8 protein-coding genes are annotated in these 12,953 nt (G+C 60.1%); 3 read left to right on the top strand and 5 right to left on the bottom strand.

The features are described from left to right. Positions 1-136 precede the first annotated feature (136 nt). The 5 genes from ACR0LL_RS20165 to ACR0LL_RS20185 are packed head-to-tail and all read right to left on the bottom strand — an operon-like array spanning position 137 to position 7,078. Positions 137-2,767, bottom strand: coding sequence for a phosphoenolpyruvate carboxylase (locus tag ACR0LL_RS20165; protein WP_480589015.1), 2,631 nt, complete (start codon positions 2,765-2,767; stop codon positions 137-139). Then, complete coding sequence (locus ACR0LL_RS20170; protein ID WP_480484870.1) at positions 2,767-3,738, bottom strand: 2-hydroxyacid dehydrogenase; 972 nt, start codon at positions 3,736-3,738, stop codon at positions 2,767-2,769. Before ACR0LL_RS20170 ends, ACR0LL_RS20165 begins: the two co-directional genes overlap by 1 nt. Beyond that, the gene (gene sucD, locus ACR0LL_RS20175; RefSeq protein ID WP_209508187.1) at positions 3,738-4,625 is read right to left on the bottom strand and encodes a succinate--CoA ligase subunit alpha; all 888 of its coding nucleotides are present in this window, start codon (positions 4,623-4,625) and stop codon (positions 3,738-3,740) included. The genes ACR0LL_RS20170 and sucD overlap by 1 nt, the downstream gene beginning before the upstream one ends. Further along, positions 4,622-5,821 carry a malate--CoA ligase subunit beta gene (locus ACR0LL_RS20180; RefSeq protein ID WP_267365650.1) on the bottom strand — a complete coding sequence of 400 codons (1,200 nt, stop codon included), beginning with the start codon at positions 5,819-5,821 and terminating at the stop codon, positions 4,622-4,624. The genes sucD and ACR0LL_RS20180 overlap by 4 nt, the downstream gene beginning before the upstream one ends. Before the next feature lie 15 nt (positions 5,822-5,836). Further along, entirely contained in the window at positions 5,837-7,078 is a 1,242-nt protein-coding gene (locus ACR0LL_RS20185; RefSeq protein ID WP_480589017.1) for a pyridoxal-phosphate-dependent aminotransferase family protein, read from the bottom strand. A gap of 220 nt (positions 7,079-7,298) precedes the next feature. On the opposite strand from ACR0LL_RS20185, the gene ACR0LL_RS20190 reads away from it, so the two are divergent. The 3 genes from ACR0LL_RS20190 (at position 7,299) to ACR0LL_RS20200 (ending at position 12,879) form a co-directional block, all read left to right on the top strand. Then, positions 7,299-7,928 (top strand): response regulator transcription factor, encoded by a 630-nt coding sequence (locus ACR0LL_RS20190; RefSeq protein ID WP_267365646.1) that lies wholly within the window; start codon positions 7,299-7,301, stop codon positions 7,926-7,928. Between the two features lie 246 nt (positions 7,929-8,174). Beyond that, entirely contained in the window at positions 8,175-11,888 is a 3,714-nt protein-coding gene (locus ACR0LL_RS20195) for a hypothetical protein (RefSeq protein WP_480589019.1), read from the top strand. Beyond that, positions 11,881-12,879 (top strand): hypothetical protein, encoded by a 999-nt coding sequence (locus ACR0LL_RS20200; RefSeq protein WP_480589021.1) that lies wholly within the window; start codon positions 11,881-11,883, stop codon positions 12,877-12,879. Before ACR0LL_RS20195 ends, ACR0LL_RS20200 begins: the two co-directional genes overlap by 8 nt. Positions 12,880-12,953 lie beyond the last annotated feature (74 nt).

Below are 12,953 nucleotides of genomic sequence, written 5' to 3' on the forward strand. Positions count from 1 at the left end.
CTCGATCTCGTCGCGCTGACGACCCAGCTCAGACCGGATCGAGCCAAAAAGCTCAGGATCGCGGTCCGACAAGGACTGGGTGAAAAATCCGTCTGTTCGATGCGGGGCGTTCACAGTTTTGGTCTCCTGAAAATGGTTAGCCGGTCCAGCCAAGGCCAGCGGAAATGGCGTTCATGGATTGCAGCAGGGGCACGGGAACTGACCCTGCCTGCGGTTCGTTGCGGGCGTGTTGCAGCAGTTCGACCTGAAGAGCATGAATGCGGGCCAATTCGGCCTGTTTGCGGTCAAACCTCTCGCAAAGGCGGGGAAAGCGATGGCCGATGACCTGACCACCGGTCAGAAACCGGATCGCTTTGCAGGCACGATCGTATTCCGCCTTGATCACCTGCGATACACGTTGGCGGATCTCGATATCAGAGACCAATTCGCCATACTGCGCTGCGATTTCCATATCCGTCTGATAGAGCGATTTTTCCATCTCATCGACGGCAAGGCGGAACAGGCGGGAGTGTCGAAACATGTCGTGCAACACGTCATCACCGCGCGCGCCGCGAAACTTGCGAAAACTGGCCATGGCGGTGCCGAACCCGTACCAGCCGGTGATCAGGTGGCGGTTCTGCGACCACGCAAAGACCCATGGAATGGCCCGCAGGTCATCCAGACTGGCCGCGCCAAACCGGCGTGTCGGGCGGGACCCCATTTTCAGGCGGGCAAGTTCTTGGACGGGGCTAGCCTGCTGGAAATAGTCCAGAAAACCCGGCATCTGCAAAAGTGAGACATAGGCTGTCTGTGACAACTCTGACAAAGCATCCAATGCGTCATCAAATTCAGGCCGTGAAGGCGCCTCGTCAGGGGTCGCCGTATGGCGCATCGTGCTTGACAGCAACAACTCCAGATGCGCGGCAGCCGTGCCCCGGTTGGCATATTTGGCCGAAACCACCTCGCCCTGTTCGGTCACGCGCAGCCGCCCGGCAACTGTTCCGCTGGGCTGCGCGGCGATGGCACGCCCTGTCGGTGCGCCGCCCCGGCTGACCGAGCTGCCGCGACCATGGAAAAACGTGGCCTTGAAACCTTGCGAGGCCAGCGCCGAGACGATCCGGCGTTGGGCGCGCTCCAATTCCCATGTTGAGCAGAAATAGCCCCCGTCCTTGCCGCTGTCCGAATATCCCAGCATCACCTCGATTACCCGACCGTCGGTTTTGAGGCTGCGACGGGCAAGCGGAACAGCCAAAACGTCCAGCAGGATCGATGGGGCATTTCGCAAATCGGCAATTGTCTCGAACAATGGGACTACCGAAAGATCCAGAGTTTCGGACCCAAACCCGGCATAGCGGGCCAATAGGTAGATGCCGAGAATGTCGTCGGCCGAACGGGTCATGGACAGGATGAAGGGCCCTATTGCCTTGGGGTCCGGTCCCGATCGCACACCATGGACCAGACCCAGAAGAGCAAGCAGTTCCCGCGCCTGATCGCTTAACGCGTCGCGGTTTTGATAGGGCAGGTTCTGATCGGCCAGTTCGGTTCGCAAGCGGGCAGACCATTCGGCTGTGCCGTAAACCGGCACCTTTCCGCTATGCGACCAGATTTCGGCCAGAACGTCGGTTGTGACGGTCGAATTCTGGCGGATGTCCAGCGTTGTGGTCTGGAACCCGAAAACCGAAGCGGCCCGGCGCAGCGGACGGATGTGCTGCCGCGCCAGAATATCCGCGTTGACCGCACATAAAGCGGTATCAAGCGTGTCGAGATCGCCCACGAATTGCGAGATGTGATCATAGCCGCTGTTTGTCAGCCGATAGCGAATGGCACTGAGTGCTTGCCGGAACGGTTCATTCCGATTGCGTCCGGCGACCGGAGCCCGGTCGACTATCGCTTGTACTTGCGTCCTGACAGGTTCAGGTAAAGGCAATATCAGCGCGCTGATGCTTAACCTGCTTGCGGCACGTTCGAGTGCCTGGCGATATAGGTCCAGAACTGTTTCGCGTCCGCGTTTCAGCGCCAATGCGGTCATCTCGGTCGTGACATTCGGGTTGCCATCCCGGTCGCCGCCGATCCAGCTGTGAAAGCGGATATCGGGTGTATCGCTCAGCGTACGACCCAGCACTTGCAGGCAGGTCTGATCGAACCGGCCCATAACCTGCGGCACGGCATCAAAGATTGCATCGCGGAAGAACTGCAACCCCCATTCGATCTCGTCGTGCAGGCTTGGGCGCGACAGGCGGAGTTCGCCGGTCAGCCACAAGAGATCAATCTCTCCTTCCAGACCATTCAGCAATTCGGCGTGTTCTGTCGGGGTCCAGCGTTGCGTTTCAAGACTGACGAGGTTGCGGTAGATACGCCGGTGAATTTCCAGAACCGTAACCCGCTTGGCTTCGGTCGGATGCGCGGTCAGCGTGGGACCGGTACACAGGTTAGCGGTCAGCTTTTCAACCTGGCTATAGGTCAGGGACAAGTCCGTCAGGGCTTCGGCAAAACCGCCTTCTACCGCTTCTGCGCCGTTTTGGGTTTCGGTCAATCGACGGTCCCGAACCTCGGCGTTTTCATCGATGATGCACAACAATTGGAACCAGATCGAAAGGGCCTGCAAATACGGCGTTGCTTCGGGTCCCGTGGGAATGGCTTGCAGCGGCGTGGCCTCGGCCCATGCCGCCACATGTGGCGCCCGTTTCAGCAATATATTCCGCCACAACGCCCGCAATTCCGAGCGCAACCCTTCGGCATAGCTCGAGGGGTTGGGGGTGGGCTGAATATTCGGGGCCAGCGCTTGCATCAGATCACGCGGTCCCGGGGTTCGCGGCCTTCAAAGAAATCATTCAGGTTATCGAGAACCCGAAACCCCATCGCCTCGCGCGCTTCGCGGGTGGCGCTGCCCAGATGTGGCAGCATCACGAGGTTGTCGCATTGCAGCAGGTCCGGGCTGATACGGGGTTCACCATCGAACACGTCCAGCGCGGCCCCGCCGATCATCTCGAACATCAGGGCCTGTATCAGCGCCCATTCGTCGATCACCTCACCGCGCGCGGTGTTGATCAGAAAGGCGTCGGGCTTCATCAGGCCCAGTCTGCGCGCGTTGATCAGATGGCGGTTTTCAGCCCCGCCGGGGCAATGCAGCGAGACGAAGTCGCATTGCGGCAGCAAGTCGTCAATCGAGGCCACCTGCGTTGCATTGCACCTGGCCAGCACATCCGGCGCTATCTGACTGCGGTTGTAGACGAGGATGTCCATGCCGAAGCCATGATGCGCACGGCGGGCCATCTCTTGCCCGATGCGGCCATAGCCGATGATGCCCAGCGTTTTGCCGCTGACCTTGGTTCCAACCAGATGCGTGGGCCGCCATCCGGTCCAGTTGCCGGACCGAAGCTCGCGCTCACCCTCGCCCGCGCGCCGGGCCACCATCAGCAGCAGGGTCATGGCGATGTCGGCGGTGCATTCGGACAGAACATCGGGCGTGTTCGTCACGGTCATGCCCAACTCACGCGCCGAAGGTTCACAGATGTGGCTGTATCCTACACCGTAATTGGCAAGGATCTTTGTCTGTGCACCAGGGACATCCATTGCCTCCGCGCTCAGTGTGTCCGTTACAGTTGGCAGCACCGCGTCATAAGTTTTCAAGGCTTGCCGGATATCGGCCGGGGACATGGGTTTGTCCCCGGTGTTCAGAACGGCATTATAGGTCTCGGCCAGCTGCGCCTCGACGGCGGCAGGCCAGCGACGGGTCACAAGAACCGAGGGTTTGACCATCACGCGGCCTCCATCACACGGGCAATTGTTTCACCGATCACCGCGGGGTTTTCGGCAACGGTCACCCCGGCGGCGGACAGGATCTCGACCTTTTCGCTGGCGCTTTCGCCAAAGGCCGAGATGATCGCACCCGCGTGGCCCATGGTGCGGCCTTTCGGGGCGGTCAGCCCCGCGACATAGGCAATCACCGGCTTGGTGATGTGGTCGCGGATGTATTCGGCAGCTTCAGCTTCCTGTGGGCCGCCGATCTCGCCGATCATGGCGATGACATGGGTGTCCTCGTCCTCTTCGAACCGCTGCAGGATGTCCTTGAAGGATGACCCGTTGATCGGGTCGCCACCAATCCCGACACTGGTCGAGACACCGATGCCGCGTTCTTTCAGCTGCGCCGCAGCCTCATAGCCCAGCGTGCCCGAGCGGCCGATGATGCCGACATGGCCGGGCAGATAGATGTGACCCGGCATGATGCCCAGCAACGCCTTTCCGGGCGAGATCGTACCGGCACAGTTCGGCCCGGTCAGCACCATGCGTTTCTCTTTCGGATAGCGGTACATGTACCGCTTCACCCGGATCATGTCCTGCGCCGGAATCCCGTCGGTGATGCAGACGCAGTAGCGGATACCGGCATCTGCGGCCTCCATGATTGAATCAGCCGCAAAAGGCGGGGGCACAAAAACAAGGCTGGCATCCGCGCCGGTCGCCTCGACAGCCTGTTTGACGGTGTCAAAGACCGGAACACCTTCGACGGTTTCCCCGCCTTTGCCAGGTACGACGCCGCCCACGACATTGGTGCCATAGTTCAACATGTCCTTGGTATGGAACCGGGCCATGCGGCCGGTGATGCCTTGCACGATGACGCGCGAGTCACGGTCGAGAAGAATGCTCATTTCACAGCCCTCATCTTGGTGCCTTGAGTTAGGTCGTTTTTCCATGCGCCAACAGCGCGTTCTGCCGCCTCCATCAGCGTTGTGGCGCGAATGATCGGCAGGCCGGACTTGGCCAGAATCTTCTGACCCTCTTCGACATTTGTCCCAGCCAGCCGCACGACGACGGGCAGATCAAGGTCAAGTTCCCGCAGCGCCTGAACGACGCCTTCAGCCACCCAGTCGCAGCGGTTGATACCGGCGAAGATGTTGACCAGAATGGCCTGAACATTGTCGTCCGACAGGACCAGACGAAACGCCTTGGCCACACGTTCGGGCGAGGCCCCGCCGCCGATGTCGAGGAAGTTTGCAGGCTCGCCACCGGCCAGCTTGATCGTGTCCATCGTGGCCATCGCCAGACCGGCACCATTGACGATGCAGCCGATATTTCCGTCCAACCCGACATAAGACAGGCCGCGGTCGGCTGCGCGGCTTTCGCGCGGGTCTTCCTGGCTTTTGTCACGCAGTTCAGAGATTTGCGGATGGCGGAACAGGGCGTTGTCGTCAAAGCTCATCTTGGCGTCAAGCGCCAGAACCCGGTCGTCACCCGTGATGACCAACGGGTTGATCTCGACCATTGTCGCGTCAAGCTCGCTAAAAGCGGCATAGCAGCCCTGTAGCGTACGAACCATTTGCTGGATCAGCCTGGGTTCAAGCCCGAGATTGAATGCGATCTCGCGCGCCTGAAATTCCTGAAGCCCAACCGCCGGTTCCACGATGGAGCGGACGATGCTTTCCGGGCGGTCAGCCGAGATATCCTCGATCTCCATCCCGCCCTCGGACGAGGCCACGATCATCACCCTTTGGCTGGACCGGTCGAGGACAAAACCCAGATAGATCTCGCGGTCGATCGGCACAGCGGCTTCGACATAGACGCGATAGATGCCTTTGCCTTCGGGGCCGGTCTGGTGCGTGACCAGCTTGCGGCCAAACAGATCATCGCAGGCCTGATAGATTTCGTTTTCGGTGTTGCACAGCTTGACCCCTCCGGCCTTGCCGCGACCGCCTGCATGGACCTGCGCCTTGACGATCCATTTGTCACCGCCCAGCTCACGCGCCCGATAGGCCGCTTGTTCCGGACTGTAGGCCAGTGCGCCGGACGGTATGGCGACACCGAAATTCGAAAGAATTTCCTTTGCCTGATACTCGTGAATATCCATCTGATCCGCTCCTGTTTATGCAGCGATTGAGGTGCCGTAACGGCTTTCCAGCAGGTCTTCGATTGCGTCTTGGTCGACCGTTCCGCCCAATTCTCGGATGGCTTCGGCGAACAGGCGCACGATCCGGCTGACGGCGTCGCGGTTCAATTGGTTGAGGATGCCGATGCGCACCTGCACGGGTGCGCTGAGCGTCGGCCAGATGCCAAACCCGCGCGCGCGGCAGTTCTGGACCAGCTCCATCTCGCGGCCAGCCAGTTCCGGGGGCAGGTTCAGCACGATCAGGCTGGGCATGTCGGAGGTGACCTCGCAGCCCATTTCGGTGACGGCGTCCCGCAGAACCTTCTCGTGCGTCTTGTACGACGCGGACCGCTTGGCCAGACCTTCCTGAAGGGTCAGGCGCAGGGATTCATGGAAGGCCGCAACGGCGTAGCCCGAATGGGTGCGGTGATAGGTGCCCTTTTCAACATCCTGCCCATCGACAATGCCCCAATGGCGGGCCTCAAAGATGGGATTGTGCACATAGGTATAGGCACCGGTGGTTTTCAGTGAGGTGATATAGCCGTCGGTAAAGCTGACAGGGGCATAGGTCAGCGGCAAGCAACACAGACCTTTCTGCGGGCAGGACGCCCATCCGGCGATACCCGGAAAATCGTCTATCGAGAAGTCATCGACGCCCAGAGACGACACCGCATCGATCAGACCCATCGCGCCATGACGTTCGCACGCGTCGGAAAATCCGCGCAGGTCATTGATGCGGCCCGATCCGGTTTCCCAATGCGCCATGAAAGCCCATTTCGGTTTGTGCTGCGCCAGCGTCGCCTCGACCAGATCACCGGTGACCGGCTGGCCGTGCGGAACCTCGATCACGGTGACGCTGGCGGCCTGAGGTGCCATCGGGTTGGCTGCATGTTCTTCGGGCGTCGCCGCCTTGATCCGCAGGGTCAGCGCGTCGATCCCCGAGAATGTCCCGTTGGCAAAAGCAACGACCTTATCGCCAGGCATGACGGCCGAAAACATGGTGTCCAGGGCGCTCCAACCGGTGCCGGCAACAGCAAAGGTATAGGCGTTTTGGGTACCCCAGATTTTCCGCAGCATGTGCTTGCATTCGACCATCCCCCTAAGGACGTCCCCCTGCATGTGATCGGCAACGCCTGCATCGGCAAAGGCCTTGAGGACGCGCGCATCTGTGTTGCCCGGCCCCGGCCCCGCAGCGAGGGTCTGAGGGATTTCGAGCGGAGGGAAAATCTGAAAAGTCATGGTCTGGCATCCTCGGCTGTTGGCCGGGCATTGCGGCCCGTTGTGTCAAGTTACCGAGCAGGAAACGCGAGCTTGCCTTATGACGCAACGTAACTTACTACTGCTTTTGGATGGCCAATAGGATGGGTCAGCACCTACCCGTTTTGGTAAAAATACGAAGGTATACAAAGAAACGCCCTATCCTTATGGGTAGGTTTTTCCGGAATCGGGGCAAAATCATATGGTTGAGACACCGAACAAACCCATCGACATCATGCTGGCGGACGGCAACCCGCTGGTTCTGTCGGCCATGTCCGAAATATTCGAGCGGGACCCCCGATTCTCGCTGATGGCCACGTCAGCAACGGCCGAAGGGTTTCTGGGAACGGTGATGCGGGTTCCCGTTCAGGTTGGTGTCGTCGACTGGACGCTTCCGGTTTTAGGGGCCGCCAAACTGATCGAGGTTCTGCGCGATCAGCCCAACGCCCCGCGCTTTGTCGTTTATGGCGACACTGGCGGCGATGTCCCGCGATTGGCGATGCAGGCGGGTGCGGCTGGATTTGCCGCCCGCACGGGCGAGGTTGAGGGTCTGCTGGAAACCTGCGCCAAAGTTGCAGCGGGTAAGATGGTGTTCCCGTTCATCGATATCCGTAAAATGCAACAGGACCCGATCCAGAGCCTGTCGCGTAAGGAGCGCGCAATTCTGGAGGCGCTGGCGCAGGGAATGTCGAACCGGGACCTGTCGAAGGAACTTCAGATTTCGACAAACACGGTCAAGTTTCACCTGTCCAACATCTACGAAAAGCTGAGTGTCAAAAACCGAACGCAGGCCATTGCGTATTTCTATTCGTCTCAGCAGTCACGAAACTAGACCAAAGGCGATTTGGATGCCGATGTTTCCGGGCAGGTTATTCGTCCAGCTCTGACCAATTCTGGATACCGTCAGCAGCAAGAGACACAGTGCTTGTCCTGAGCGCTTTGCCGCGCGTGGCGGTAGGCACAACCCTGCGTTGCTTCCGCGAATCCTCCAAACATGTTACCTTAGGTCACCTTTAATGATTTGACTTCTTTTTCTGACATCTCGTTTTTTTCAGCTCTTTCTTGAGAGGTGACGTTCATGTCCGACTCCAGCAGTGAGCCCCCGCGCATAACGCTGTCCATACCAAATCTTCGGCCAAACCCATCGATATCAGCGGAAATTTCCGGCACTGTCGCAGCTGGCGCGCACAGCGTTGAGGATCAGAAGCGGGTTGAGGCGGAAAAGCTCAAGGCATTGCGCCGCGGCGTCGGAATTGAGCTTTCTGCGGAAGTGATCAACGATCTGGTCGACCGGCGCGTTCAGTCGACAGGCGCGGTTTTTCGCCAGCTTGCAACCATTCGCGAAGATCTGGCCGGAGGCTTTCTGGGGGCGGTCGTTCCCACCCTTGCCCCGAAACTGCGGGGGGAACTGATCAACCCGGACGGGAACCCTGCCGAACGCGTGATCGTCGAGGTCCTGCGCCCCACCTTTACCGCCAATGAAGGGATCGACAACGCGGATTTCTCGTGGGCTGTCAAAGCCGCCGTCACGGACGCGCGCGGTCTCTTCTCGGTTGATCTGCCCAATCTCCGCCTGCCGCAGAACGGCCTCCGGTTGCGGATCAGGGGTCAAAACACGACCCTGACAGAAGCCGTGCCGCGCGTTGACGCGCTGGACGGCGAAATGGGTCTTGTGGTGCTGGATCGCACGCTCCTGCCTTTGCAGCGTTCGATCGTCGGTGAGCTGGCCGATATCTTGCCTGTGGATCCCGAGGATGCTGAAGAAAACATATCCGATTTCACCGGTTCGCAGGCCCCTATCGTGCTGGGCGAAGGCGATTGCGCGTCGGAGTACCGAACCGAAGGCGGCACGGTTTCACGGCGGCGCTATTCGGTTCTGTACCGGCTGATTGATCCGCTCGTAGGGCCCAAGAATATCGTTCGAACGCGCCCCATAGGCGGTGGCCGCTTTGTGACGACTATTCCGGGCACAACCTTTGCTCAGGCCAATCTGTCAGCCGAAACGCTGCTGGCCGCGTTCAACAATGACGGGGGTGATTGGGATTTTCGGGACCGGATTCCGATTGATGAACCCATCGATATCGAGGACTTCTTTGAAGATCTTGAAGAACGGCCGCAGGATGTGCCCAAAGCGTCGAGCCTTGCGCTTGGCTATATTGCCAAGATGCGGTCGACGGCTGTCCATGCTGGCATGTCTTTGGGTCGGCTGGTCTATTCCCTGCCGCTTGCCCCGGGAGAAGAGCAACGGATTGTCGTGTCGGAACAGCGCGAAACACTGAGCGTACGTGAACGAGAGAGCCTGACATTTGAAGAGCAACAGGAATTCGAGGAAGCCCGCGACACGTCCTTTGACAGTACGTTTGAAAGCGCGCTGGATGAGGTGATTCAGGGCACGTCCTCGTTTTCGACCCGCGCATTTTCAAAAAGCTTCGGGGGCGCAGGTGGCGTTGGTGGCGGCCTGTTCGGAGGCATCGGGGCCATCGTCGGCGGCGTGGGCTTCAGCGGCGCACGGTCCAGTTCGAATTCATCCGGCAATTCGTCCAACACACAGAACACATCACGCGATTTTCTGTCCGACACGCATGAGACATTCTCTGCCGCGCTTGAACGGGCGGCTTCGGTCAAGCGCAATTCTGCACGGACCAGTGTGCGCACTGCAACTGCGACGGATCGGCGGACGGCCACAACGAAATTCGTGGCCAACCGCAATCATTGCCACGCAATGACCATGCAATGGTTCGAAGTTCTGCGCGACTTTTCCCTGGAAACGCGTATCGAGGGGGTGCAGTTGGTGGTCTTTGTGCCCATGCAACTCATCCGCTTCCGCCGTCTGGGGCAAGGCGATCAGTTGCCGGGCAATGTCACCCGGTCCGGATTGCTGAGCCGGTACAAGGTCATCCTGCGCCATGCCGAAGTGTTCCGGCGCGTGTTCCGAAGCCGCCGCAGATTCCGCAGCGCACTGAAGCTGCTGGAAGAGTTTTATGCGGACAAAGACGCAACACCGCAGAACGCGCCCGGCGTCGCACAGGACATCGTCAGTTTCGAGGCGCAGGGCACGTTCATGCCCAATGATGACATTTCTGTCGTGATCTTCACGCAGGATGGCGACCGGGTCGGACCTGTTCCGCTGACCGGATCGCCGATAGACATCGACAACCTGCATGACCTGCCAGCGGAAACACGCGAGAACCTGCTTGTCCGGCTGGCTGATGCGCGGCGTGATCCGACCAAGCGCCGGACCTATACCGGGTCTGTGACTTTGCCCCGTTCGGTCGAGCGGTCGGATATCGCGCGTGTTGAGCTTCGCAGGCGGACGGGTTCGTTTGCCTATTCGTTCTACACCGGTCCTGATCCCATCAATATTTTCAACATCTGGGAACATCTGGCCAATCTGGAAGATGCCGACGATCTGGATCGGGCCACCCGCAATATCAACCGCAGCCTTCGCACCACGATCTCGGGCTCGGACTTTGACGATCTGGTAGGTCCACCCATGGTCAGCGAGTTTGAGGCGCGTATGAATGAAAACGCCCAGACCGTTGTTGATGACAACACGTTCCAGGCACTACCTGCCACCCTGCCCTATTCCGTGCAGGAGGTGCCTGACGTTCTGTCACGCCGGGATCTGCGCCGCATCGAAGAGATGTACCAGCATGTTGTGGCCAACACCGTTCGCTATTCCCGCGTGATCTGGGCCAGCATGACGGACGAAGAACGTGCGATCCTGCTGGAACGCTTCACCATCGGGGTACCGGAAGGCGGGCTCGACGATGCCTCAAGCGAGATATCGCTGCTCAGCACCGTCCAGAACAAGGTGCTGGGGTTCTATGGCAATGCCATGATCATGCCCTTCTCGATCCCGCCCGATCTGGCCGACCGGATGGAGATGCGGACCGGTGATATTCAGGACAGTCTGCTGGCCTTCCATCGCGAGGATTTCCGGCCACCGCGCCGCACGATTTCACTGCCGACCAGAGGACTGCTGGGCGAGGCCGTTCTGGGCCGCTGCAATTCCTGCGAGATGATCGACCACCGCCGCTTCTGGAACTGGCAGGACAGCCCGACACCGCCGCCGGTTGGCGACGCGCCGGTCCTGCCTGCTGACAGTGACGCCATCTTTGGTACACGTGCGCCGTCAGACCTGCCGAACAACCAGCCTTCGAACACGCTGACCATTGCAGGGGGCGACATTGGCACCGGCCAGGCTGTGCCCACGTCGCAACTGGCCGAAATCCTCAAGGCTGCGCCCGATCTTGCGCGGGCGGGAACCGATCTGACGGGCCTGAAGGAATTGCAAGCGCAACTGGCGCTTGAAACGCAATCGGTTGCCGCTGGTCGGGACAAGGCCATCGACACGGCGACGGATCTGACCAAGGAGCTGGTTGGAAAGGCCACGGAACTTGCGGGTAAAGGTCAGGAAATCGCTGCCGCCCGCAAAGAGGAAGAGGCCAAGAAGGCCGCCGCTGACAAGAAAGCATTCGACGCCAGCAATGCCGCCAAGATCAAGGGGTTTGAGGATATCGCCAAGAACGCCTCGGGTGTTTCCGCGCTGATCGGCGGGCAATCGGATGGCAACCGGGCCGGTTTCGTTCAAAACCTGTTCAAGGATTTCCCCGGCGGGGCTGCTGCTTTGGCCAACCCATCCAACACGCTGCTTCTGGCCAAGCTTTTCGGGGCCTTCACCAAGGCAAATGCGGATGCTGATGACGGCAGCGCGACCAAGGCCGGCAGCCAGTCGGTGCTGGATTTCCTCAATGGCCTGAACGCCCCTGCGGAGGACGACAATGAGTGACACGAGCACAAATGTGACGGACAAACCGGGAATTGATGAAAGCCTTGCCGAGGCGATCATCAACATTCTTGAAACGACCAACTCTCCGGCGATCCAGCGTGCCCGTGAGGTGATTGCCCATAGGCTTGCCATTGCGGGCGACATCGCACCATCGCGCATCCCTGCGCCGCGCAACATCACCGAGATCGGCGGCTATATCAATCTGCTGAGCGAGTATGGTGAGGCCGAACAGCGCGCACGCATGATCGCGGCCGCTTTGGGTATCGCGGGACCGCAGATTTCGCTGCCGCAGCCCGGAGCCGTTCCGCCGATGTCTTTCATCACCCGCGACGGTGCAAGGCCCGTAGGTCCGCAGCAGGCCAGTTTCCCGCTGAGCTTCACGATCCGCAGTGATTTCGTACCGGCCTTCGACAATGCGTTGCAGGAAATCGCGATACGTGGCGGAGCGGTGCCGATCCTGACACCTGTCAGGGTCCTGCCGACCGCCGGATCTGGCCCCGTGACCGACGGTATTGCACAGCTGGCTTTGATCGGTCGGACCCTCAGCCTCGCACCAACTGCGGCGCTGCATGCCGTGGCCACCGACCCCCTGTCGCTCAGCCGTCCGACTGCGGGTGGCGGGTTCGAGGTTCTGGCACGGGTCATCGACGCCGCCGCCCCGATTGCCGGGACCATCGCGGCGGCAGACTGGACAAGCTGGGAATGCGATGCTGCTGCCTGTTCCGAGGTTGACAGCAACGATGCGCGCTTTGCCCTTACACCGATCCTGAATGCGGCCGGTTGGCACCAGGCGGCTGATCCCGGCAATCCCACCAGCCTGTCCGATCCCGGCAGCTGGGCCGCGTGGCAGAACATCACCGGGCTTGTACCCGGCGTCACGCGGTTCGCGGATGAGCTGCAATTGCTGTACCCTGCCGAGATGCTCATCACCTCGCCGGTTTTCAATCAATTGGACAATGTCTGGACGGGAAGCGCCTTCGCCGCGCCATAGCAGCCCCCTGTGGCCGCAGCAAAGTGATTTGGCGGCACTAGGCTTTTGCGGTTACGCTTGAACAGGAGGGGCGC

The organism is Ruegeria sp. AI2 (assembly GCF_056541275.1).